21 protein-coding genes are annotated in these 23,756 nt (G+C 63.8%); 10 read left to right on the forward strand and 11 right to left on the reverse strand.

Annotated elements, in window-relative coordinates:
• Window positions 1-92: 92 nt before the first annotated feature.
• Entirely contained in the window at window positions 93-569 is a 477-nt protein-coding gene (locus HMPREF3120_RS07155; protein ID WP_070451819.1) for a GNAT family N-acetyltransferase, read from the forward strand.
• 25 nt (window positions 570-594) lie between these two features.
• Here the strand turns inward: HMPREF3120_RS07155 and HMPREF3120_RS07160 are convergent, their stop codons facing one another.
• Genes HMPREF3120_RS07160 through HMPREF3120_RS07175 form a run of 4 tightly spaced genes read right to left on the reverse strand, consistent with a single transcriptional unit; the run spans window position 595 to window position 2,943 of the window.
• Window positions 595-879 (reverse strand): mycoredoxin, encoded by a 285-nt coding sequence (locus HMPREF3120_RS07160; protein WP_070421450.1) that lies wholly within the window; start codon window positions 877-879, stop codon window positions 595-597.
• A gap of 1 nt (window position 880) precedes the next feature.
• Window positions 881-1,357 carry a dihydrofolate reductase gene (locus HMPREF3120_RS07165; RefSeq protein WP_070451822.1) on the reverse strand — a complete coding sequence of 159 codons (477 nt, stop codon included), beginning with the start codon at window positions 1,355-1,357 and terminating at the stop codon, window positions 881-883.
• An 11-nt stretch (window positions 1,358-1,368) separates the two neighbouring features.
• The gene (locus tag HMPREF3120_RS07170; RefSeq protein ID WP_070451708.1) at window positions 1,369-2,166 is read right to left on the reverse strand and encodes a thymidylate synthase; all 798 of its coding nucleotides are present in this window, start codon (window positions 2,164-2,166) and stop codon (window positions 1,369-1,371) included.
• A 3-nt stretch (window positions 2,167-2,169) separates the two neighbouring features.
• Complete coding sequence (locus HMPREF3120_RS07175) at window positions 2,170-2,943, reverse strand: 3'(2'),5'-bisphosphate nucleotidase CysQ (RefSeq protein ID WP_070451710.1); 774 nt, start codon at window positions 2,941-2,943, stop codon at window positions 2,170-2,172.
• A 30-nt stretch (window positions 2,944-2,973) separates the two neighbouring features.
• Here HMPREF3120_RS07175 and HMPREF3120_RS07180 point away from each other — a divergent pair, with 30 nt between their 5' ends.
• A complete protein-coding gene (locus tag HMPREF3120_RS07180) occupies window positions 2,974-7,647 on the forward strand; it encodes an ATP-dependent helicase (RefSeq protein ID WP_070451712.1) in 4,674 nt (1,557 codons plus the stop codon).
• A gap of 10 nt (window positions 7,648-7,657) precedes the next feature.
• Here the strand turns inward: HMPREF3120_RS07180 and HMPREF3120_RS07185 are convergent, their stop codons facing one another.
• Window positions 7,658-9,172, reverse strand: coding sequence for an HNH endonuclease signature motif containing protein (locus tag HMPREF3120_RS07185; RefSeq protein WP_070451714.1), 1,515 nt, complete (start codon window positions 9,170-9,172; stop codon window positions 7,658-7,660).
• 208 nt (window positions 9,173-9,380) lie between these two features.
• Between HMPREF3120_RS07185 and HMPREF3120_RS07190 the strand changes: the two genes are divergently transcribed.
• Genes HMPREF3120_RS07190 through HMPREF3120_RS07200 form a run of 3 tightly spaced genes read left to right on the forward strand, consistent with a single transcriptional unit; the run spans window position 9,381 to window position 11,379 of the window.
• Window positions 9,381-10,190: a DNA-formamidopyrimidine glycosylase family protein gene (locus HMPREF3120_RS07190; protein WP_070451826.1), complete on the forward strand. Its 810-nt coding sequence runs from the start codon at window positions 9,381-9,383 to the stop codon at window positions 10,188-10,190.
• A 33-nt stretch (window positions 10,191-10,223) separates the two neighbouring features.
• Window positions 10,224-11,120 (forward strand): RelA/SpoT domain-containing protein, encoded by an 897-nt coding sequence (locus HMPREF3120_RS07195; RefSeq protein ID WP_070451716.1) that lies wholly within the window; start codon window positions 10,224-10,226, stop codon window positions 11,118-11,120.
• A 10-nt stretch (window positions 11,121-11,130) separates the two neighbouring features.
• Entirely contained in the window at window positions 11,131-11,379 is a 249-nt protein-coding gene (locus HMPREF3120_RS07200; RefSeq protein ID WP_070421444.1) for a hypothetical protein, read from the forward strand.
• Window positions 11,380-11,427: 48 nt separating this feature from the next.
• On the opposite strand, the gene HMPREF3120_RS07205 is transcribed toward HMPREF3120_RS07200, so the two are convergent.
• Genes HMPREF3120_RS07205 through pgi form a run of 3 tightly spaced genes read right to left on the reverse strand, consistent with a single transcriptional unit; the run spans window position 11,428 to window position 15,212 of the window.
• Window positions 11,428-12,072, reverse strand: coding sequence for a DedA family protein (locus HMPREF3120_RS07205; RefSeq protein WP_070451718.1), 645 nt, complete (start codon window positions 12,070-12,072; stop codon window positions 11,428-11,430).
• Window positions 12,073-12,087: 15 nt separating this feature from the next.
• Entirely contained in the window at window positions 12,088-13,575 is a 1,488-nt protein-coding gene (locus HMPREF3120_RS07210) for a glutamate-cysteine ligase family protein (RefSeq protein WP_070451720.1), read from the reverse strand.
• Window positions 13,575-15,212 carry a glucose-6-phosphate isomerase gene (pgi, locus tag HMPREF3120_RS07215; protein WP_070451830.1) on the reverse strand — a complete coding sequence of 546 codons (1,638 nt, stop codon included), beginning with the start codon at window positions 15,210-15,212 and terminating at the stop codon, window positions 13,575-13,577. Before pgi ends, HMPREF3120_RS07210 begins: the two co-directional genes overlap by 1 nt.
• Window positions 15,213-15,330: 118 nt before the next feature.
• Between pgi and HMPREF3120_RS07220 the strand changes: the two genes are divergently transcribed.
• Window positions 15,331-15,666 carry an antibiotic biosynthesis monooxygenase family protein gene (locus HMPREF3120_RS07220; protein WP_070451722.1) on the forward strand — a complete coding sequence of 112 codons (336 nt, stop codon included), beginning with the start codon at window positions 15,331-15,333 and terminating at the stop codon, window positions 15,664-15,666.
• Between the two features lie 27 nt (window positions 15,667-15,693).
• Here HMPREF3120_RS07220 and HMPREF3120_RS07225 read toward each other — a convergent pair whose 3' ends face one another.
• Window positions 15,694-15,987 (reverse strand): chorismate mutase, encoded by a 294-nt coding sequence (locus HMPREF3120_RS07225; protein ID WP_070421440.1) that lies wholly within the window; start codon window positions 15,985-15,987, stop codon window positions 15,694-15,696.
• Between the two features lie 68 nt (window positions 15,988-16,055).
• On the opposite strand from HMPREF3120_RS07225, the gene pcrA reads away from it, so the two are divergent.
• Window positions 16,056-18,368 carry a DNA helicase PcrA gene (pcrA, locus tag HMPREF3120_RS07230; protein ID WP_070451723.1) on the forward strand — a complete coding sequence of 771 codons (2,313 nt, stop codon included), beginning with the start codon at window positions 16,056-16,058 and terminating at the stop codon, window positions 18,366-18,368.
• Here the strand turns inward: pcrA and HMPREF3120_RS07235 are convergent.
• Window positions 18,365-19,063, reverse strand: coding sequence for a M23 family metallopeptidase (locus HMPREF3120_RS07235; protein ID WP_224212937.1), 699 nt, complete (start codon window positions 19,061-19,063; stop codon window positions 18,365-18,367). The genes pcrA and HMPREF3120_RS07235 overlap by 4 nt on opposite strands.
• Before the next feature lie 289 nt (window positions 19,064-19,352).
• Complete coding sequence (locus tag HMPREF3120_RS07240; protein WP_070421437.1) at window positions 19,353-20,078, reverse strand: M23 family metallopeptidase; 726 nt, start codon at window positions 20,076-20,078, stop codon at window positions 19,353-19,355.
• Between the two features lie 300 nt (window positions 20,079-20,378).
• Here HMPREF3120_RS07240 and HMPREF3120_RS07245 point away from each other — a divergent pair, with 300 nt between their 5' ends.
• Genes HMPREF3120_RS07245 through purH form a run of 3 tightly spaced genes read left to right on the forward strand, consistent with a single transcriptional unit; the run spans window position 20,379 to window position 23,750 of the window.
• Window positions 20,379-21,617 carry a cell division protein PerM gene (locus HMPREF3120_RS07245; protein ID WP_070451725.1) on the forward strand — a complete coding sequence of 413 codons (1,239 nt, stop codon included), beginning with the start codon at window positions 20,379-20,381 and terminating at the stop codon, window positions 21,615-21,617.
• A gap of 10 nt (window positions 21,618-21,627) precedes the next feature.
• On the forward strand, window positions 21,628-22,209 hold the full coding sequence (gene purN, locus HMPREF3120_RS07250) for a phosphoribosylglycinamide formyltransferase (protein WP_371325687.1): 582 nt from the start codon (window positions 21,628-21,630) through the stop codon (window positions 22,207-22,209).
• Window positions 22,206-23,750: a bifunctional phosphoribosylaminoimidazolecarboxamide formyltransferase/IMP cyclohydrolase gene (purH, locus tag HMPREF3120_RS07255; protein ID WP_070451727.1), complete on the forward strand. Its 1,545-nt coding sequence runs from the start codon at window positions 22,206-22,208 to the stop codon at window positions 23,748-23,750. Before purN ends, purH begins: the two co-directional genes overlap by 4 nt.
• Window positions 23,751-23,756 lie beyond the last annotated feature (6 nt).

Consider the following 23,756-nt stretch of genomic DNA (forward strand, 5'->3'; position numbering starts at 1 on the left):
ACACCCTGTCAAATATGTCGTGACTTCAGACACTCTCTGGGGCGCAAATAGGGGTTTGGTGTGGCGTCGAGGTCAGATGGCGGGTGGTGAAGATGACTATCGAATTACGGCCACTTCGCGTCGAGGACGCTACCGAGATGGCTGATGTGCTTTCGGATCGAACCCTTTACACATTCACAGGCGGTGGGCCGCCCTCTGTGGATGAGCTTGCGCGGCGGTACGCGATCCAGGCTCGAGGCGAATCCAGCGATGGTGCCGAGGAGTGGATCAATTTCGTCGTCACACTCGGTGCGGGCAAGCAGCCGATCGGATACGTCCAAGCGACCGTGCCCCGCAGCGGCGGTGCGACGGAGATAGCGTGGGTGATCGGGGCGCAGTGGCAGGGGCACGGCTACGCCAAAGAAGCCGTGAAACTGCTTTCCACCTATCTTGCGGAGCGAGGCATTACGTACCTCATCGCTCATATCCACCCCGACCACATCGCCTCGCAGCGAGTCGCCGCCACCGTAGGGTTGGTCCCCACGGGGCAGGTCGTCGACGGCGAAGTCCGCTGGGACCGGAGAGAGTAGAAGGGCCCCGAAGGATTCTCCGGGCCTACTCCTCGCCGGTGAGTTCGCGCAGCTTGGCGCGCACTGCCGAGGCCTCCGGGTTGGTGGCGTGGGTGCCGTCGGAGAAGAGCACGGTGGGCACGATGCGGTTGCCGTCGTTGACGGACTTGATCCACTCGTTAACCTCGTCCATGCCGTCGGCCTCGACGTCGACGATGTCGTAGGGGGTTTCGGTGCGGTCGAGGCGCTGGCGCAGCTTCTGGCAGAACGGACACCAGTCGGCGGCGAAGATGGTCACGTGGGCGTTGGTTTCGGGTGCGGTGACGGTCATGTTAGATCCTTTCGAAGCGTTGGAATTTGTAGCGCAAGCCTGTCGACGAGGTGAGCCACTCCGTTTCGGAAGCGAGGGTGAAGGTGTCGTCGATACGCGGGGCGTGGACGGCTTTGGCATCGGGGACGTCGGGGTGGACGTCGATAAGCGTGCGCTCGATGACGTCGACCTCGTCGAGGGTGGCGGCGTAGATTTGGGCGCCGCCGATGATCCAGGCATCGCCCTCGAGGTCCGGGATGTCGGCGATGACCGACGCCCCGCGGGACCAGGCGCCCGCCTCGCGCGAGGACAACACGATGTTCTTGCGGTTCGGCAGCGGCTTGAACGGCAGCGACTCCCAGGTGCGCCGCCCCATGATGATCGGGTGCCCGCTGGTGGTGTCCTTGAAATGCTTGAGGTCTTCGGGCAGGTGCCAGGGCATGTCCTCGCCGTCGCCGATGATGCCGTCGACGCTTTGCGCCCAGATCGCGCCCAACATCGGGCCCTGCATTAGACGGACACCTCCGCCTTGATGGTGGGGTGCGGGTCGTAGCCGACGACCTCGATGTCGTCGAAGTCGTAGTCGAACAGGGATGCAGCCTTGCGCAGTTTGAGCTGCGGATACTCGCGGGCCTCGCGGGAGAGCTGCTCGCGCACCTGCTCGATGTGGTTGTTGTAGATGTGGCAGTCGCCGCCGGTCCAGATCAGCTCGCCGACCTCAAGGCCCGCCTGCTGCGCGAACATGTGGGTAAGCAGCGCGTAGGAGGCGATGTTGAACGGCACGCCCAGGAACATGTCGGCGGAGCGCTGGTAGACCTGCATGCTCAACTTGCCGTCGGCGACGTAGAGCTGGAACATCAGGTGGCACGGCATGAGGGCCATCTTGTCCAGTTCGGACACGTTCCAGGCGGACACCAGGTTGCGGCGCGAATCCGGGTTCTGCTTCAGCGTTGCCAGGGCCTCGGCGATCTGGTCGACGTGGCCACCGTCCGGGGTTGGCCAGGAGCGCCACTGCACGCCATAGACCGGACCCAACTCACCGTCGGCGTCGGCCCACTCGTTCCAGATGCGGATGCCGTTGTCCTGCAGCCAGCGCACGTTGGAATCGCCGCGCAAAAACCACAGCAGTTCGCCGACGACACCCTTGAAGAAGACCTTCTTGGTGGTCAGCAGCGGGAACGACTCGGAGAGGTCGTAGCGGATCTGGCGGCCAAACACGCTGCGGGTGCCGGTGCCGGTGCGGTCACCTTTCTCGGTGCCGTTTTCCAGCACGTCGCGCAGCAGGTCCTCGTATGGGGTCTTGACCATTGGTTACTTCAGTACTCCTTCGAACGAGCCGTGTTCGTCGTGGTAGCGGGCGGCGGCTTCCAAAATGTCGTCGGCAATCTCCGGGCGACAAATAAGCATGTCTGGAATATAGGTGTCTTCGTTGTTATAGCGAAGCGGGGTACCGTCGAGTCGCGATGCGTGCAGGCCCGCCGCGAGCGAGACTCCTACAGGTGCTGCTTGGTCCCATTCGTATTGGCCGCCGGCGTGGATGTAGGCGTCGTAATCGCCGAGCAGCACGTGCATGGCTTTGGCGCCGGCGGAGCCGATCTGTTCGGTTTCGAAGCCGATGGCGTCCGCGACGTAGCGGGCGACGGCGGGCGGGCGGTTGCGCGACATGGCCACCTTGCCAGCGAACGGCCCGGAGACGTGGCGCACGTCGGAGGACTTGAACACCACACCAAGGTCGGGCAGCCCGACGGCGGCGTGGGTGGGCACGCCATTTTCGACGAGCGCCACATGCACCGCCCAGTCCTGCCGGCCGGTCGCGAACTCCTTGGTGCCGTCGAGCGGGTCGACGATCCACACCCGGTCCTTGCTCAGGCGCGCCGGGTTGTCGGACGCTTCCTCGGAGAGGAACCCGTCGTTGGGGCGGTGTTGGCTTAAGACTCGCTCGATCCAGGCCTGGGCGAGATCGTCGCCAGTCTCGCCGAGTTCGCGGCCACGCAGCAGGCCCACCCCGCGGATGCCTTTGAGGATTTCACCCGTGCCTTCCGCAATCAGGTTGGTCAGCCGGGAGTCGGAGTACTCAGCAGTCATGTGCCCGACTCTACCGCTAAGGTTGGCGAAATGACTGGCTCGATCTTGGACCGCTTTCACCCGCAGGTGGCGGGGTGGTTCCAGGATGTCTTCGCAGCGCCCACGGCGGTGCAGGAGCAGGCGTGGCGCGCGATTTCCGACGACGAGAACGCCCTCGTCGTCGCACCCACCGGCTCCGGCAAGACGCTGGCGGCGTTTCTGTGGGCGCTGAACTCCCTGGTGGAGCGGGCCGGCCAGCAGGCGCTGCCCATCGATGGGGCGAACACCTCCACCCACGGCGGCGTGCGCGTCCTTTATATTTCGCCGCTGAAGGCCCTCGGCGTGGATGTGGAGAACAACCTCCGCGCACCCCTGGCTGGCATCGCGCGGGTGGCGCAGCGTTTGGGCCGCGACATGCCGGACATTTCGGTGGGGGTGCGCTCGGGCGATACTCCGCAGGCGGAGCGCAACCGGCAGGTGCGAAAGCCGCCGGACATTTTGATCACCACGCCGGAGTCGCTGTATCTCATGCTCACGTCCAAGGCGGCGGGCATTCTGAAAACGGTGGACACGGTCATTGTCGACGAAATCCACGCCCTCGCCGGCACCAAACGCGGCGTGCACCTCGCGCTCTCGCTGGAGCGCCTGCGCCGCCTCGCCGGGGACTTCCAGCGCATTGGGCTCTCGGCCACGGTGCGCCCGATCGAGGCGGTGGCCAACTTTTTGGGCCCCAAGACGACGATCATCAACCCGCCGGCGGAGAAGCGCTGGGAGCTCGACGTGCGCGTGCCCGTCGACGACATGAGCGACCTGCCCGTTCCCGAGGACGCCTCCACCATCGGCGATGCGATTCTCGACGACGCCCTGGACAACGACCTGGACGCGCCGCCGCCCGGTGCCACCAACTCCATCTGGCCCCACATCGAGCGCGCGATTTACGACGAAGTCATGGCGCACCGGTCCACCATCGTTTTCGTTAACTCGCGCCGCACCGCGGAGCGCCTGACCAGCCAGCTAAACGAGCTCTGGGCGAAGGAGCACGACCCGGAGGCGCTGTCCCCGCAGACCCGCCGCCCGCCGGCGCAGCTGATGAAGTCGGTGGATACTGCCGGCCACGCCGCGACCGTGATCGCGCGCGCCCACCACGGCAGCGTGTCCAAGGACGAGCGCGCCCAGACCGAAACCATGCTGAAAGAGGGCACCCTGCGCGCGGTGGTGTCCACCTCCTCGCTGGAGCTGGGCATCGACATGGGGGCGGTGGACCTGGTCATCCAGGTGGAGTCGCCGCCGTCGGTTGCCTCCGGCCTGCAGCGCGTGGGCCGCGCCGGGCACACCGTGGGCGCCATTTCCGAGGGCACGTTCTACCCGAAGCACCGCGCCGACCTGGTGCAAACCGCGGTGACGGTGCCCCGGATGCGCCAGGGCCTCATCGAGGAGCTGCACACCCCGCGAAGCCCCTTGGACGTGCTTGCACAGCAGACCGTAGCGGCCGTCGCGGTGGAGGACCTGGATGTGGACGAGTGGTACGACACGGTGCGCCGCGCCTGGCCGTACCGTGACCTGGCCCGCGAGGTGTTCGACTCGGTGATCGACCTGGTCACCGGCGTCTATCCGTCCACCGACTTCGCCGAGCTGCGGCCCCGAGCGATCCTCGAGGGCACTGTCTTGAAGGCACGCCCCGGCGCCCAGCGGGTCGCGGTGACCAACGCGGGCACCATCCCGGACCGCGGCATGTTCGGCGTCTTCCTGCTCGCAAGCTCGCAGGAAGAGGGAGGCAAAGCACCCCGCCGCGTCGGCGAGCTCGACGAGGAGATGGTCTACGAGTCCCGCGTCGGCGACGTGTTCACCCTCGGCGCCTCCTCGTGGCGCATCGAGAACATCACCCGCGACCAGGTGCAGGTCAGCCCGGCGCCCGGCCACACCGGGCGCCTGCCGTTCTGGACAGGCGACGGGCTGGGTAGGCCGTATGAGTTGGGTAAGGCGGTGGGGGCGTTTCGTCGAGAAGCAAAAAGTGCTTTGGACGAAAGCTTGGACGAGCGCGCACAAACCAACCTGCTGCAATACCTTGACGAGCAGGAGGAGGCCACCGGGATCCTGCCCGACGAGAAAACCCTCGTGCTGGAGCGCTTCACCGACGAGTTAGGCGACTGGCGCGTCGTGCTGCACACCCCGTTTGGCAAGGGGGTCAACGCGGCGTGGGCGCTGGCCACCGGCTGGCGGGTCGCCCAGGAGACCGGGATGGACGCCCAGGCGGTCGCCGGCGACGACGGCATCGTGCTGCGCCTGCCGCAAGGGGAGAAGGAGCCCGACGGGGCGATCTTCCAATTCGACGCCGACGAGATCGCCGACATTGTCACCGAGCAGGTGGGCAACTCCGCCCTGTTCGCCTCCCGGTTCCGCGAGTGCGCCGCCCGCGCCCTGCTGCTGCCGCGCCGCAACCCCGGCAAGCGTGCACCCCTGTGGCAGCAGCGCCAGCGCGCCGAGCAGCTGTTGGATGTGGCCCGGAATTACCCGTCGTTTCCAATCATCCTGGAAACGGTGCGCGAGTGCCTCCAGGACGTCTACGACCTACCCGCCCTGCAGGAGGTGATGCGCGACATCAATACGCGCCGGGTGCGCATCGCCGAGGTGACCACCGACCAGCCGAGCCCGTTCGCCTCCTCGCTGCTGTTCAACTACACCGGCGCGTTCATGTACGAGGGCGACACCCCGCTAGCCGAGAAGCGGGCCGCGGCGCTGTCCTTGGACCCGTCGCTGCTGGCCAAACTGCTGGGCACCGTGGAGTTGCGCGAGCTGCTGGATGCCGACATCATCGCGGAGGTCGACGCCTCGCTGCGCCGGGTGGGCCGCGCGGAGACTTCCGAGCAGTTCGCCGACACCCTGCGCATCGTGGGGCCCGTGCCTATCGACGACCTGCCCACCTACACCACAGTCCCCCTGGCCTCCCTGGAGCAGTCCCTGGGGGCACGCATGATGCGGGTGCGCATCGGCGGGCGCGAACACGTGGCCCAAGTCCTGGATGCGCCCTTGCTTCGCGACGGCCTCGGCGTGCCCGTCCCGCCCGGCGTCCCCGCCCAGGTGCAGACCATCCCGGATGCGTTGGCGCAACTGGTGGGGCGTTGGGTGCGTACCCGCGGGCCCTTTGTGTTGCGCGACCTTGCGGACGCGTTCGGGCTGGCCGTCGGTGCGGCGCATGCAGCGCTGATGCCGCTGGTGGACAAGGACAAGGTCATCGAGGGCCGCTACCGGCAGGGGGTAGAGGAGCAGGAGTACGTCGCCGCCGAGGTGCTGCGCATCATCCGGTCGCGCTCGCTGGCGGCGGTGCGCGCCCAGACCCGGCCCGTGTCGCAGTCTGCGTATGGGCGTTTTCTGCCTTCGTGGTCAAACGTCGCTCCGGTGGGGGTCACGCCCGCGCTGCGGGGCGCCGACGGGGTCTACTCGGTGATCGAGCAGCTCGCCGGGGTGCGCCTGCCCGCAAGTGCTTGGGAATCACATATTTTCCCGTCGCGCGTGGGCGACTACTCGCCGGTGATGCTCGACGAGCTCACCGCCAACGGCGAGGTTGCCATCGTCGGCGCCGGCAAGGCAGGGGCGCGTGACCCGTGGATCATGCTGCTGCCCACCGACTACGCGGCCCAACTCATGCCGCAGGTCGAGGAACCCCTGCTGTCGCTGACCCAAACCCAGGTGATGGAGAAGGTGCGCCGCGGCGGCGGGTTCCTGTTCGGCGATCTGCTTGAACCCTCGACCACCACCGAGGAGCTGCGCGAAGCCATGTGGGACCTGGTGGAGGCCGGCTTCCTCGCGCCGGATTCGTTTGCTCCGATCCGGGCCCGGTTAGCAGGTGGGAGGACGGCGCACCGGGCGCGCCGGCGGCCGCAGCGAAGCAGGGTGCGCTCGGGGCGGACCTCGTTCGCGTCGACGGTCCCGCCCGACATGGTGGGCCGTTGGTCGCTCACGCCCACGCCTGATAGCGACCCCACGCGTCGCTCGGTGGCTTTAGGGGAGTCGCTGCTGGACCGCTACGGGGTGGTCACCCGCGGCTCCGTGGTGGCCGAGGAAATCCTGGGCGGGTTCGCGCTGGCCTACAAGACCTTGTCTGGTTTTGAGGAATCAGGCAAGGCGATGCGCGGCTACCTCGTGGAGGGGCTTGGGGCCTCGCAGTTTTCCACCCCGGCCACCATCGATCGGCTGCGCGGGCACCAGGACACCGACGACGTGGTGGGCTGGCCCTCCGGTGCGCGCGATCCGCAGGTGCACGTGCTGGCCGCCACCGACCCGTCGAACCCCTACGGGGCGGCGCTGCCGTGGCCGGCGCAGGGGCCGACCCGCTCGGCCGGTGCCATGGTGGTGCTTGTCGACGGCCTCTTAGCCGCCCACATCACCCGCGGCGGGAGAACCATGACCACCTTCTTCGATTTCTTCCCCGACGGGGTAGGGGACCCGATGCCGTTGGTCGTCGATGCCCTGACTCAAGCGGTCCGGGCCGGCCGCATGCAGCCGTTGAGCGTGGAAAAGCTTAACGGCGGTCCTGCCTTTTCTCTGAAAGACTTCGGGGCGACGGTGACCCACAAGGGGGCGAAGATCGGAGGGCGTGCCTCGGCACCCCCGAAGCGGCGCGGGCGCAGCATAACGGAGGCGCTGGGAGAGCTAGACGGTGCAGAGGAGGCCGACGGCAGGCCTGATTTGGGTGGCCCAGCGGATGGGCTCACCTTTCACGACTAGGGTCCAGGCTTTAGGGCCGTAGCGGCACGCGGGGTACCGGCCGGTGGGTGGTCCCCGGCGGTTGCCCCGCCGCCCGGGCCCGTTTCGCCCGGATTCGGTTGACCGCCGAGTGCATGGCGGGGTCCGTGGTGTTTACGTGGCGGGTGCCGTCTGCCTTGACCAGCACGGCGGTGCCGGTTGTGGGGTCGTAATCCATGTAGCCCTTGTTAAAGGAGCCGTCCCGGTGGTCATTGTTGCACCGGTGATGGGTGGGGCACAGGCCGGTGAGGTTGGTGATGTCGGTGCCGCCGTACCGCAGCCAGGAGATGATGTGGTGGGCTTCGCACTCGCTCATGGCGGTGGTGCAGCCGGCCCATGAGCACACGCCTTGGATGGCGAACATGGCGATGCGTTGCGCAACAGACGCGAGCCGTTTCGACCTGCCCAGGTGCAGCGGCACTCCGGTGAGGCCGTCGACGGTGAGTAAGAAGTCGGAGGTGCCGTCCATGCCGAGGCGCACGAGGTCGAAGGCGTTGAGCTCCACGCCGACGTTGGTTTGGAACAGGGTGGTGGCGTCGGCGTCGGCAAGATCGTCCAGCGTCACCGACACCACCACGGAGGCCGCGCCGCCGTTGGCGGCCTGCTCGCCGTGCTCGTATTGGCGCATGATGGCCATGAACTGGTCGTATCGGCGCTGGCCTCGGGTGCGGGGGTCGCGGTCCTGCTGGTGTTCAGCCGGGATGTTGGAGTTTGGTGCGAGCCCCTTGTCGGTGAGTGCTTTGTAGAGGGCGTAGTCGCCTGCGGTCATGTGAAGGCGCACGTCGTAGGTGCCGTCGGAGTTTTCCTTGCCCAGGGTGGCCTCGCGCTTTTCAAAGCCAGCGTTGGGGTTCTTCTTTGCGTGTGGCTTGTTCGCCTTGTCCACGAGGCGCTTCACAAACAGCCGCAGGTCCTTTTCGCTGCGTGTCTTCGCTTCCTCCATGGCGCGGGCGTAGATGCTCATGCGTTCGCCCTCGGCGGCCTTGAGCAGTTTGTCGAGTTCTCGCCGGATGATGTCCTGCTTGGCGGCGGGGACCTCGCCGGCGCGACGGCGGGCGTCCTCCTGGTCTTTGCGGCGACGCTCGGCTTCCTCGTCGGCGGCCTTGCGGGCGGCTTCTTCGGCGGCGGCGCGCTCCTCATCGGTCGGCTCATCGCCGGTGCCAAACAGGTCCCCGAGGAAATCGTCCAGGTCGGGCTCGGGCGGCGGGGGCGGGGCGAACATGGCTTTGGCGCGGGCGAGCCGGTTGTAGGCCTCGCCCTTGGAGATGCCCAACATCTCCATGAGGTAGGCGTCCGGGTAGTTCGCCCCGACGAGTTTGCCGGCGTCGGCGAGCACGCAGGCGTGGGCGAAGGAGGCGTCGACGTAGGCCTTCTTATCCATAGCTTGTTCGAGGCGTGCGATGTCGCGGGCGATGGTAGTGAAGGGGAGGGACGTGGGGTCGTCGAAAAGCAGGCGCAATTGCGTCAGGCTGTCTACGACCTGGTCAACGAGCCGAGACACGTTGTTCATGTTCCCTCCTTCAAGTAGTTGAGGGTCAATCTATCAACGCGCCCGACGTCAAAACCGAACGTTCGAACACGCGTTCTACTGTAACTGTCTGACCAGGTGCGCTGCCGCCGCAAGGCCGAGCCGCGGATTCGCCTGGCCCACAAGCGACTCCTCCGGGCTCGGCCCAGAATTGAAAAAGTTTCCCAGAAAGCGGAACATGGGCTCCACTATGCCTGAAGGTGATTCCGTCTATCAGCTGTCAAAGCGCCTGCAGTGGATGCAAAATCGCGAAGTCACAGCCACAAGCATTCGCGTCCCGCGCTACGCCACCGTTGATTTCACGGGCATGACCTGCGAGCGCGTTTGGCCTCGCGGCAAGCACCTCTTCATGCAGTTCGCTAAAGGCGGCCACCAGGCGCAGATCCTGCACACGCACCTCAAAATGGAGGGCACGTGGTCGATGCATCGCGCCGGAACACGCTGGAAGAAGCCTGGTCATGCGGCTCGCGTGGTGCTTTCGCTTAGCGACGACCCCCAGCCCGACATCGAACTCGTCGGCTTTTGGCTCGGCCTCGTTCGGGTGTTCCCCGCCCGCCAATACGAGCAGGAGATGGGGTATCTCGGTCCGGATTTGCTCGACCCGGATTTCGATCTGGCGGAGGCGGTCAGGCGCATTGAGGCACAGCCGAACCTCGAAATCGGACGTGCCCTGCTGGATCAGCGCAATCTTGCCGGCATTGGGAACGAGTACCGCGCGGAGATCAACTTCCTCGCGGGTACCCACCCGAGGGAACGGGTGGGGGAGGTGGACGTCGAAAAGCATGTGCGTCTTGCGCGACGGCTGATGTGGGCGAATAAAGACGCCCCCGTCCGCGTGACCACTGGGATCAAGCGGGCGGGGGAGACAAGTTACGTGTTCGGCCGCAACAACAAGCCGTGTAGGCGCTGCGGCACGCTCATTGAGAAGGGATTTCTCGGCGGCGACGGCGACCTCGAGCGGGTTATTTGGTGGTGTCCGCGGTGTCAGCCGGAGCCCTGATATATTCCATTTCTGGAAAAGGGGGGGCGAGATATGGACTTTGAATTTTTGAGAGAAAAACGTCCGTGGGGGAAGCGAGAAATCGACCGGCTCGGAGAATATTTCGCTGGTAGTGCCAGTGTTCCTGCGGAAGCCGCGGAGATGATTATCTGGCACGACGAGTTAGCTCGACGGACTGCTGCTGCCTGTGCAGGTTTTGCGCAGGAACTTTTTGGCCAGGAAAACCAAAGTCCGGACATTGTCAGTGCTTATCGAGTGAAATCGCAGGCGACTATTGGTGACAAAATCAGACGGTCGAATGAGGACAAAACGAAGAAGGTTCAACTCGGCCGGATGTGGGATTTCGCCGGGGCTCGAATTACGGCCAACGTGTTGCACGACGATTTGCGCCATCTCTCATGGGAGCTGCAGCAGGTGCTGCGGGCAGAGGGGCATCGTGTGATTGAGCGTGACTATATCGCCCGTGCGCAGCCCGGGGGTTACCGGGCTATTCATCTGGTGGTTCAGTCGGCTGCGGGTAATGTCGAACTCCAAATGCGAACCTTGCTCCAGTCGGAGTGGGCGAACACCTTTGAAAAGTTAGCGGACAAAACTGGGCGAAAGATCCGATACGAAAGCGATGCGCGGCCAGGGAATAAAGAGCTAGCCAGGGTTTTTGATGCGCTAGTTGCGATTGCGCGTGATATTCACCATATGGAACGGCAACGAGCAGCGACGCGTCGGAGTAGTTCGAACTCGATGAAGCAGTTAGCGAATATCCCGATGGGTCTGCCATTGAACTCGAGGCTGCATGAATTGCGGGCGGAAGCTTTTCGAGCATTGTCGTACTCGGAGACTGCTACGAGTCAGCATGCCTCGAGTATTCTGAGCCTCATTGAATCTTTGCGAGCCCTATCGCAACGTCTCAGTTCGTACGAGGTAGAAGAGTGAGGGGGAGACGATGAAGCACTTCCTTATGGTGTTCAACCGCAAGACCGGCGCGCTTCGGATGAAAGAGTATGCGGATGTACGTGATGCGATCCTGCAGCGGCTTGAGGAAGAACAGGCCAACGACAATCCAGATGTCGAGATTGTTGTGATCGGGGCGCCGTCCTTAGAAGACCTGAAGGTTACGCACTCTCGATACTTCGCGGTCGATGAACTTCCCGATGTTGCTTCGTATTGGGCGCAAGGCGAGAAGGTTTCTTAAAGGGGAGAGGGCGACCGTCACTTTCGTGATCGGTCGCCCTCGAGCGGGTTATTTGGTGGTGTCCGCGGTGTCAGCCGGAGCCTGGCGGTCACGCATCGCACGGCGGATAAAGAACACCAGGAAGCCAAGGATGATCAGGATGAGCACGACGTAGATGACGTTGGAGTAGGTGTCGGCGTACTCGGTGGCTTTCTCCCAGTTGTCGCCGAGGATGTAGCCCAGGTAGATCAGGATGGCGTTCCAGATGCCGGAGCCAAGCGTGGTCCACAGGCCGAATGTGAGCAGGTTCATGTTGCCCAGGCCCGCCGGGATGGAGATCAGCGAGCGCACACCTGGGATGAGGCGGCCGATGAACACGCTGGGCTTGCCGTATTTGTTGAAGAAGTCCATCGAGGCGTCCACGTCGGAGGCGCGCACGAGCCACATCCAGTCGGCGATCTTGCGCAGGCGCTCCAAGCCGAGCCAGGCGCCGATGCCGTACAGTACGTATGCGCCGACGACGGAGCCAAGCACGGACCAGATGAACACGCTGACCATGTTCAGGGATCCCTGCGCGACGGTGAAGCCTGCCAGCGGCAGGACGACCTCGGACGGGATGGGTGGGAAGAGGTTCTCCAAGAGGATCGCGATGCCGACGCCGGGGGCGCCAAGGGTTTCCATTAGGCCGACGATCCAGTCGATGATGCTCTGCATTGCGCCTATCTTGCCTTATTCGACCTCAAGGTTCCAAGTGTGCACCGGCGCGCCTGCCTGGGAGTTTTTGATGTACTGCCGCAAAACCCGTGCGAGGCCTTCGGCGCGTTCGCTGGTGGCGGGTTTTGATCCGGCGGCGGCGCGGCTCAGGGCGTCCAGTTGCCAGGTCGCCCCGTTTTGGCCGGTGCGCACGCGGCCTTCGATGATGCCGAGGTATTCGTCTGCGCAGGATTGGTCCACGTCAAGGGCTCGCAGCCCCTCGTAGGCGAGGTCGAGCAGATGCTTCTCGACGAGCTCACGTACCGGAACCGAACCCAACGTCGGCCATTCCATCTCGGCGTTGATGCCGTGCTTGGCGCCGGCGAGGAAGTTACGGTTTGCGGCGTCGAAGGTGAGGCGCGACCACACAGGTCGGGTCTGGTTGCTTAGGGCTTTGACCAGGCCGTAGTAGAGCGCAGCGTCGGCAACGATGTCCTTGACGGTCGGGCCAGCGGGAAGCAGGCGGTTTTCCACGCGGATGTGGCTGAGTTCGCCCGCCGGATCGTAGATGGGCCGGTTCCAGCGCCAGATCGTGCCGTTGTGCAGGTTGAGGTAGTGCAGGCCAGGGTTGTCGCCGTTCATGAACGGGGTGCCTGCGTCGGCGCGGCCCTCGGGCAGCAGGGGAGAGAAGTAGCGCACGTTTTCTTCAAACAGGTCGAAGACGCTGGTGATCCAGCGTTCGCCGAACCACACACGCGGGCGCACGCCTTGGTTGATCAGTTCTTTGGTGCGTGTATCGATGGACTGTTTGAACACCGGGATGCGCGACTCGTGCCACACCTTGTGGCCGAGGAACAGCGGTGAGTTTGCTGAGAGCGCGACCTGCACACCCGCGATGGCTTGGGAGGCGTTCCACGCTTCCGCGAACCGGTCTGGTGCCACCTGGAGGTGTAGCTGCATGGATGTGCAGGTGGATTCGGGGGCGATGGTCTCAAAGTAGTGGGTGTATTTCTCCTCGCCCCGCAGGTCGATTTTGACCAGTTCACCGCGCGATTCCAGGATCGAGTTGTTCAGTCCGGCGTAGCGGTTTTCCTGCGTCATCCACTCGTCGCTGTCGAGAAACTGCGAGGTCATCGTGGGCAGTGTGCCGATCATCGCAAGGTGCGACCCAGCTTGCTGCGCTGCCTCGCGCACTCGAGCAAGTCGCTTCTCGACGCCACCAGCCAGCTCCACTAGCCCCTGGCCCTGAATATCCAAGGGTGGGTGGTTCATCTCCACGTTGTAAGCGCCGATTTCGGCCTGGTACTCGCTATCAAGCAGCGCGAGCACGGCTTGGTTGTTGGGGTGGGGGAGCATGGTGTCGTCGACAAGATTGAGCTCCAACTCCAGCCCGATCGTGCCGTGATCGACGAACTCGGCGCCCTGGAGGTGCCGGTCGAAGCGCTCCAGCTCATCTTCGAGCCGACGGCGGTACGTGGTGCGCTGACGTGGGGTGTAGGACTCGGATGAGATGGCGTCGCCCATTAGCGGTGCTCCCTGTACCAGGTGATGAGGTTGTCGGTGGATTGGTCGCCGGAGGCGGGCTCTTCCTCGCCCGCAACGGCAGCGGCGAGGTCATTGGCCTGAGCTTTGCCCAACTCCACGCCCCACTGGTCGAAGGCGTTGATGCCCCAGATGGCGGCCTCCACGAACACGATGTGCTCGTACAACGCAATCAACGCGCCGAGGGAGTGCGGGGAGAGTTCCTCCGCCAGGATCGTGGTGGTGGGGCGGTTGCCAGGCATAACCTTGTGCGGCGCAAGTGCATGCGGGACACCTTCTGCTTCGATTTCCTGCTGGGTTTTGCCAAACGCCAGCACCTTCGTCTGCGCGAAGAAATTACCCATGAGCAGGTCGTGCATGGAGCCTTCGCCGGTGGCGGTGGGCAGATCAGCGCGTGGTTTGGCAAAGCCGATGAAGTCCGCCGGAATCAGTGTGGTGCCCTGGTGGATCAATTGGAAAAAGGCGTGTTGGCCGTTGGTGCCGGGCTCGCCGAAGAAGATTTCGCCGGTGTCATAGGTGACCGGGGTGCCGTCGATACGCGTGCGCTTGCCGTTGGACTCCATGGTCAACTGCTGCAGATACGCCGGGAAGCGGGCGAGGTCCTGCGCGTACGGCAACACCGCGTGGGTTTGGGCCCGGTAGAAGTTGCGGTACCACACGTTGAGCAGCCCCATGAGTACAGGCACGTTGCGCTCGAAATCGGTGGTGCGGAAGTGCTCATCCATCGCGTGGAACCCGGCGAGGAACTCGCGGAAACGCTCCGGGCCGATGACCACCATCAGCGACAGGCCGATTGCGGAATCCACCGAGTAGCGGCCGCCAACCCAGTCCCAGAAGCCGAACATGTTGTCCGTATTAATACCGAACTCGGAGACCTTCTCCGCGTTGGTAGAGACGGCTACGAAGTGCTTCGCAATCGCGGTGTCGTCGCCATCGAAAGCCTCGAGCAGCCAGCGCTTCGCCGCATGCGCGTTAGACAGTGTTTCCTGCGTAGTAAACGTTTTGGAGGCGACGATAAACAGCGTCTGCTCCGGGTCAGCGTCAGCGAGCACCCGGGTCATATCGGCCGGATCCACGTTGGAGACGAACTCCGCGCTCACCCCAGCATCCGCGTAGGTACGCAACGCCTGAGCAGCCATGGCTGGCCCCAGGTCGGAGCCGCCGATGCCGATGTTGACCACCTTGGTAATCGGCTTGCCCGTGTGGCCGAGCCAATCGCCAGAGCGCACCGACTCCGCAAACGCACTCATGCGCTCCAGCACATCGTGCACGTCAGCGGTGACATCCTGGCCGTCGACGATCAGCGCCCGATCCGCCGGGGCGCGCAGCGCGGTGTGCAGCACAGCCCGGTCCTCGGTGGTGTTGAGGTGCTCGCCCGAAAACATTGCAGTGATGCGTTCGGTCAGGTCGGCGTCGTCGGCAAGTGCAATCAGCGCCTCCATGACACGCCCGTTGAACAGGTTCTTCGACAGATCCACGTGCAAACCGGCGGCGTCGAAAGTGAAGCGCTCGGCGCGCTGCGCGTCGGCCCGAAACAGATCACGCAGCGTCGTGCGAGACGTTTCAGCATGGAGTTTTTCGAGCTTTTTCCAGCTCGGTGCGGACGTAATGTCGTGCATTGCAGCCTCCCAGGCGGCGGTGATCATCTCCAGCGTTCAATGCAAACTACGGTAGTCAAAACCTGTCGTGCCTTCCGGGTAACACCCCACCACCCGGCAAATCTGGATAATGGCGCCCATGAGCATCGTCAAGATCAACGCGATTACTGTCCCCGAAGGCGCCGGCGAGGAACTCGAGCGCCGCTTCGCTGCCCGCAAGCACGCCATCGACTCCCAGCCCGGCTTCGAAGGCTTCCAGCTTCTGCGCCCGGTCAAGGGGGAGGAGCGCTACTTCGTGGTCACCCGCTGGGCCGACGAGAAGTCCTACAACGCCTGGTGGGAAGGCGCAGGCCGCGCCGGGCACGCTGAAAGCGACAAGGGCGGCGATAACGGTGAGGGCCCGCGCAAGCCGGTGTCACAGTCTGCTGAACTGCTGGAATTTGAGGTCGTGCTCGATTCCACCGAGCAGGACTAGCCGTCCGGAGCGCTAGCCCCAAGTGCGTTAACCCAACTTGCCCCGGCCGAGCCGCAGCAGGATCTGTGCCAGGCCGGGGCCTTCCTCGCCCAACTCGTCGCGGAACTGGTTAATGATGGCCACCTCGCGAGTGTGGACAAGGCGCGTGCCGCCCGAGCCCATGCGTGTCTTACCAATCGCGGCGGAAATCTGGCTGCGGCGCTTCACTGCGTCGAGGATGACGCGGTCAAGTCGGTCGATTTCCTTGCGGTATTCCTGGATCTCCGCGTCCGAAAGGGGATCGTCGGTGCCGGATGGCATGCGGATTTCAAGCTCACTCATGGCAGTAGATTATGCCAGTTCGAACACATGGTCAGGGTCGTGTCGGCGGCGTTAGTACAGTGACTGCCATGACTGATGTGACCCTTGGCCTGAACCCGCAGCAACAGGCGGCCGTCGTGCACGAAGGTAGCCCGCTGCTTATCGTCGCCGGCGCTGGTTCCGGCAAAACTGCGGTGCTGACCCGCCGTATTGCCTATTTGCTGCAAAACCGTGGGGTAGCGCCGTGGCAGATCCTTGCCATCACCTTTACTAATAAGGCCGCAGCGGAGATGAAGGAGCGCGTCGGCCAACTCGTCGGACCTGAGGCGGAACGCATGTGGGTGGCCACGTTCCACTCGGTGTGCGTGCGTATTTTGCGCCAGCAGGCGCAGTTGGTGCCGGGGTTGAATACCAACTTCACTATTTATGATTCGGACGATTCACGTCGACTGCTCGGCATGATCGGCAAAGACATGAACTTGGATCTGAAGAAGCTCTCGCCGCGCGTGCTGGCCAACGCGATTTCGAATCTGAAAAACGAGTTGGTGGATCCGGACCAGGCGCAAGCACAGGCGCAACGCACCCACAACCCGTTCGAGACCACGGTGGCGAACGTGTTCGCGGAATATCAGCGCCGCCTGCGTCAATCCAACGCGCTCGATTTCGACGATCTGATCGGCGAGGTAGTCCGCATCTTCAAGACGCATCCGCAGGTCACGGAGTACTACCGGCGTCGCTTCAGGCATGTGCTTGTCGACGAATACCAGGACACCAACCACGCTCAATACGAACTCATCCACACCCTGGTGGGCGACGGCCCCGACGCGCCCGAGCTGGCGGTGGTGGGCGATTCTGACCAGTCCATTTACGCCTTCCGTGGCGCGACGATCCGCAACATCGAGGAGTTCGAGCGCGACTACCCCGATGCGGAGACGATCATGCTGGAGCAGAACTACCGCTCCACGCAGAACATCTTGAGTGCCGCGAACGCTGTCATCGCGCAGAACGAGGGCCGCCGCCCGAAGAAGCTGTGGACTGACCACGGCACGGGGGAGAAGATCGTCGGCTATGTCGCGGACAACGAGCACGACGAGGCCCGCTTCATCGCCACGGAAATCGATGCCCTGTCGGATCGCGGCGTGCCGTACTCGGATATCGCAGTGATGTATCGCACCAACAACGCCTCGCGCGCGTTGGAAGACATTTTCATCCGCTCGGGTATTCCGTACAAGGTAGTCGGCGGGACCCGCTTCTACGAGCGCCGCGAGATCCGCGACATCGTTGCTTACCTGAAGGTGCTAGAAAACCCGGACGACACGGTGAGCATGCGGCGCATTGTCAACGTGCCAAAACGCGGCATTGGCGACAAGGCGCAAGCCATGGTGGCGCTGCACTCGGAGCAAAACAATCAAAGCTTTGGGCGTTCGCTTATCGACGCCACTGAGGGCAACGTGGACATGCTGGCCAAGGCCGCCACGAACTCCATTACCCGCTTCGTGGACATGATGAGGGGGCTCCGCCAGGACATGCCGAACATGGTCAATGAGGTCACCGGCATGCCAGACCTCGGGCAACTGGTCGCCCAGGTGCTTGATGCCACCGGCTACAAGGCAGAGCTTGAAGCCTCCAACGACCCGCAGGACGGGGCGCGCCTGGACAACCTCAACGAGTTGGTCTCTGTCGCCCGTGAGTTCTCCTCGGACGCTGCGAACCAGATGGCGTACATGACCGATGAAGAAATCGACGAGGTTATGCAGGAAGGCGAACCCGCGCCGGGATCACTGCAGGCGTTTTTGGAGAAGGTTTCGCTCGTCGCTGATGCGGATCAGTTGCCGGACAACGAGCAGGGCGTGGTCACGTTGATGACGTTGCACACTGCAAAGGGCCTGGAGTTCCCGGTGGTGTTTGTTACCGGCTGGGAGGACGGACAGTTCCCACACCTGCGTGCGTTGGGGGATCCAGCGGAGCTCGCCGAGGAACGTCGCCTGGCGTATGTGGGGATTACGCGCGCCCGCGAGCGGCTATATCTGACGCGTGCGATGCTGCGCTCATCGTGGGGCTCTCCGGTAACCAACCCGGCCAGTCGCTTCCTCGCAGAGGTCCCGGAGGACCTCATCGACTGGCGCAGGTTGGAACCGGAGCGCTCCTTCAACGCGGATGCGTGGGGCTCGCCCTCGCGTCCACGCACGCAGATGCGCTCTGCGCGCCGTGCACCGAAACAGACGGTGCACAAGAATTTGAACTTAGTGGCCGGAGACCGCGTCAACCACGCGAAGTACGGGTTGGGCACGGTCCTCACCGTGGAAGGTTCCGGCGTGAGGGAGACGGTGACAATCGATTTCGGGTCGTCTGGCACCGTCAGGCTGATGACCATCGGCGGGGTGCCGATGGAAAAGCTTTAGATCCGGATACCCTGCTGGGCCAGCCAGACCTCGGGGTCGGCGTGGTTCACACCGTCCGGCTTGACCTCGAAGTGGAGGTGCGGGCCCGTGGAGTAGCCCTCGTTGCCGATGGAGGCGATCTTCTGGCCCGCCTTGACGCGCTGGCCGACCTGCACGTCGTAGTAACGCATGTGGCCGTAGACGGTCTCTTCGCCACCGTCGTGCTTGATCACGACCCAGTTGCCAAAGCCCTGCGCCGGACCTGCTGCAGTGACGGTGCCGTCCATTGCCGCGTAGATCGGGGTGCCTTCCGTGTTGGCAATGTCGATGCCACGGTGGAACGTGCCCCAGCGTGGACCGTAACCGGAGGTGTAGCGGCCAGACGCCGGCATGACCACGGTGCGGCCATCTGCGGTGCGGCCGCGCTGCGGTGCGACCCAGTCCGTGCCATCGGCAGGAGCGAACGCGGCCGACAGCGGCGCATCGAGGGCGCGCGGGTCGTACACGATCTTGTAGCCGCCGGCGGTCACGGTTGCACCGTTGTCCAGGATGGCGTCTGCAGCCTTTGCAAGGGCGCCCAAGGCGTCGCCCTGGTTGCCGATAGGTGCGCCACCGACAGTGAGGGTCAGTGCGTGCGCTGGCGACGCTACAAGCGTCAGCGCCAATGCTGCAGCGGCTGCCACGGAGGCACCGGGGAACATACGACTGGTTTTCACAGTTTTACCTTCTCTACGCAGGTCTGGTTCGGCGCAGCTTTGGCTACGCGCACAGCAGGTCAATTTAACGTGTGTCCACCCGCGAAGCAATGGCGTGACCTGCACGTTTGTTCTAATTGGGCGTAGCTATGTGGTATCGCTGCAGGCAGGCGCGATGTTACTGAAGTGAAATTTGTTACGGATGTTAATTGCCTGTGGGGGTGGATGGTGTACCCCCGCATGCTCCGAAAAGTTGGACACCCAACAATGATAAAGCCCCGCCGAAGCGGGGCAGAAGTCTGTGTGTGGCCTAGAGCTGGATGCCGCGTGCGGCCAACCAAGGCTCCGGGTCGACAGCGGTTGCGCCGTCCGGCCAGATTTCAAAGTGCAGGTGCGAGCCGGTGGAGAAGCCCAGCGAACCCATGCCGGCGATGTCCTGGCCGGCATGGACCTGCTCGCCGACGCCTACGTACAGAGACTGCATGTGGCCGTAGACGGAAATGGAGCCGTCCTCGTGGCGGATGCGGATCCACTGGCCGTAGCCCTGGGCCGGGCCGGAGTCGATCACAGTGCCATCGGCAACTGCGCGGATCGGGGTGCCTTCCACGTTGGCGATATCGATGCCGGAGTGCATCGAACCCCAGCGCATGCCGAAGCCGGAGGTGTAAGCGCCGTCGGCCGGGCGGACGACCAGCGGGGCACGTGCTGCTTCGTCTTGGCGAGCGACCTCGTCGGAGTGCTGGACTGCCTTGTTGAGCTGGTCGGTAAGGTTCTCAACCGGCTTGTACTCCGCGATCGCCAGGATCTGCGGGGTTGCGGCGTCGCTGTCTGGGGTGCCGGCAATTTCGTCGGTATCGGCTGCGAGCTGGATGGAGTAATCCGCGTCCTGGCTCTTGTCCGAGGTGAGAGCGCCTGCGGCGAGGCCGGAGAAGCCGGCGGTGGAAACCGCGCCAGTGGCGGCGGCGACGACAGCTGCGCGACCCGTGTTCGGCGTCTGCTTACGGTGCTTGCCGCCCTGCTTCTTCGAAATGAACATGTGCCCTCTTTGAGATTTCCCGTTGGCCCGAATTCCCCCTGCTAGTGCTGTTTTTGGCAGGGGAATCGTAACCTTCCTGTTATCTACGAGTGGTTACTGTAACGAATTGGTTTCATCGGGGCAAGATGAATCTGAAAATTGTCTTAATCGTTCGCTGTCTTCGCAGTGTTACATCCCGGTTGCATCCACGTCATGTGTAGTCGTATGTGAATGGTGTGACTATCCGGACGGGTGGGGCAAATTGGAAGATCGGGTGTCCTTCCCCAGAAGTGGGGGTGAGGAGTGGCAGAGTTGGCGGGGATGAGCACCACACCGAAACCACGCCCGGCGTCGTCGACAAGCGGGCGCCGCGCGCGCAACGCCAGCATGTCCAAGCGCAAGATCACCGGTATTAAGAAGCGGTCTGCCCCCGCAAAGGTCCCGGAGACGACCGAAGAGCGGATCAAGCACTACCTGCCGTATGTCGCTGTGCCGAATGCTGTCGTCGGGCTCGGGCTGCTTGTGGTGTGCTTTGCCGTCATCCTCATCGCAGGTTGGCGCCTGACCTACTTGCCTGCCGCGGTGGGGGAGAGCTGGTTCGTCTTCCACGGAGTGCCAGTGCGTATCGACGACATCGAGCTCGCCGCCGTACCCCTTTTGCCAGCCATCGGTGTTGTCGCACTCGTGGCGCGCCGCATCCGTGCGGCTACGGCGGGACGAGTGAGCATCCTGGACCTCCTCGTGCTGCTTGGTCTTGTCATCGGCTTTGCGCTGGTGTTCAGCGGCATCGCGTTGTTCATGGTCGCTGACGCGTCGGCCGTCTATCCGGTGGCCGCACCACACCCCGTGGCCGCGCTGCTTTGCCCGGTCATCTTGCACCTCATTGGTTACTGCATCGGAATCCGCAACGTGGTGTGGCATGCGCTCGCGAAGCGTGCGGGGGTTCCCGCGGAAACCGTTGATGCAGGTGAGGCTGCAGGCAACATCGTTGTACGCCTGCTGAGTGCAGCCGCAGTGATCTACCTTGCGTTCCTCGTTGCAGGTTTTGGTGAGGTTCGCGAACTGCTCGGCCAGTACCCATCCCTCGGGTGGGGCGGCGGTATCGGCCTGTTCGTGCTCTGTGTGGCGTACCTGCCAAATGCGGCTATCGGGGCGCTGTCGGTCATGCTCGGCGGGTCCTTTACCTACGGTGCCGGTTCGATAAACCTCTTCGACGCAGTCCAGATCCCGTACCCACCCCTGCCCCTGTTTGGTGCGATCCCGGCGGAGGTGCCCGCGTGGGCGCCGGTGCTGTTGGTGGTGCCGGCGGCGGTGCTGGTGCATTACTTCGTTGCAAAGCAAGTGTCTCTGACTGCTATTGCAGCAACTGCCACGTGGTGCGCCCTATTCGGCGCGGCCGCAGGCGTCTTCTCCTCAGGGCAAGCAGGCGCTTATGGGGTCATCGGTGTGGACCCATGGGTGCTGGCGCTGCTGCTGTTTGTGTGGGTTGCCGTCACCGGTGCAACCGTGTTGGGGGTAGCTGCGCTAAGGCAACGCACACCTGCGAACACTGACAGCTAGACTGCTTCGCGTGAGTGATTCAGTGAAATCAATTGCTGTGCTCGTCTCTGGAACGGGTACGTTGCTGCGGTCCATGATCGACAATGCGCAAGGTCGCTACCGCATCGACATTGTGGTGGCGGATCAAATTTGCCCAGCGATCCAACGTGCGAAGAACGCGGGTATCCGCACCGCAGTGGTGCCAATGGAAACCAACCGCAACGCGTGGAACGAAAAACTTGCCGCCACGCTTGCGTCCGTGAAGCCAGACCTTGTCGTTTCGGCAGGCTTCATGCGCATCCTGGGCAAGCCCTTCCTTGAGAAGTATGAAGGTCGAACCATCAACGCGCACCCGTCGTTGCTGCCATCATTCCCGGGCGCACACGCTGTCCGGGATGCTCTGGAATACGGTGTGAAGGTCACCGGCTGCACCGTCCACTACGTCGATTCCGGACTGGATAGCGGCGAGATCATCGCCCAGCGTGCCGTTGAGGTGCTGCCGGACGACACCACCTCCACGCTGCACGAGCGCATCAAGAAGGTCGAGCGCGAGCAGATCGTGGAACTGCTCCATAACGCCCAAGTAGTAAACGGAAAGGTCCTTTTCTCATGACGAATGCCGCGAAGCGGGAAATCAGGCGCGCGCTGATCAGCGTCTACGACAAGACGGGGCTGGAGGATCTGGCTCGCGCGTTGGGCGAAGCCGGCGTAGAAATCGTCTCCACTGGTTCCACCGCGAAGCGCATTGCAGACGCAGGCGTGCCGGTGACCGAGGTCGCAGAGGTCACCGGTTTCCCGGAGGTGCTCGACGGCCGTGTGAAGACGCTGCACCCGCGCGTGCACTCGGGCATCCTGGCAGACCTGCGTAAGGACGACCACAAGGCGCAGCTTGAGGAGCTGGGCATCGAGCCGTTCTCGCTCGTCGTGGTCAACCTGTACCCGTTCGAGGAAACCGTCGCCTCAGGTGCCAACTTTGACGAGTGCGTCGAGCAGATCGATATCGGTGGTCCGTCGATGGTGCGCGCGGCAGCCAAGAACCACCCGTCTGTCGCGGTTGTGACCTCCCCGAAGCGCTACGCCGACGTTGTGGAGGCCGTGAAGAACGGTGGCTTTACGCTCGACGAGCGCCGCGAGCTCGCCCTCGAGGCGTTCACGCACACTGCGCGTTACGACGCCGCCGTGTCCTCCTGGCTCGCCTCCCAGCTCGAGAGCCAGACCGAGTCTGGTGCGCAGACCACGGAACTGCGCTACGGCGAGAACCCGCACCAGGCAGCCCGCCTGGAAAGCGACGGTTGGGGCATTGCCGCTGCGAAGCAGCACGGCGGCAAGGCAATGAGCTACAACAACTACCAGGACGCTGACGCCGCATGGCGTGCGGCTTGGGATCACAACCGTCCGTGCGTCGCGATTATCAAGCACGCCAATCCGTGTGGTCTCGCAGTTTCCGACGAGTCCATCGCGGATGCACACAAGAAGGCACACGCCTGCGACCCTGTCTCTGCTTACGGCGGCGTGATCGCCGCGAACCGCGAGGTCACCCTTGAGCTTGCAGAGCAGATCCACCCGATCTTCACCGAGGTGGTCATCGCCCCGTCTTTCGCGCCGGAAGCACTCGAGCTGCTGCGCACGAAGGAGAACCTGCGCCTGCTGGAGGTCACCCCGGAGCAACTCACCGAGGAGCGCAAGCAGATCACCGGTGGTTGGCTGGTCCAGGAGCGCGACCAGTTCCAGGCCGACGGCGACGCAGCCGCCAACTGGAAGTTGGTTGCCGGCGACGCTGCCGACGAGCAGACCCTCGCCGATCTTGAGTTCGCGTGGCGCTCGGTGCGTTGCGTGAAGTCCAACGCCATCCTGATTGCCAACGACGGCGCATCGGTGGGCATCGGCATGGGCCAGGTCAACCGCGTCGATTCGGCCAAGCTGGCCGTTGACCGCGCGAACACACTGGACGAGGGCCGCAACCGCACCAACGGTGCCGTGGCAGCCTCCGACGCGTTCTTCCCGTTTGCCGACGGATTCCAGTTGCTTGCAGACGCCGGTGTGAAGGCCGTTGTCCAGCCCGGCGGATCCATCCGTGACGAGGAAGTCATCGCTGCAGCCAAGGAAGCCGGCGTGACCATGTATCTCACCGGAACCCGCCACTTCGCCCACTAACCCTCT

It is taken from the genome of Corynebacterium sp. HMSC11D10, assembly GCF_001806995.1.
In the GTDB taxonomy this organism is placed as follows: Bacteria; Actinomycetota; Actinomycetes; order Mycobacteriales; family Mycobacteriaceae; genus Corynebacterium; species Corynebacterium coyleae.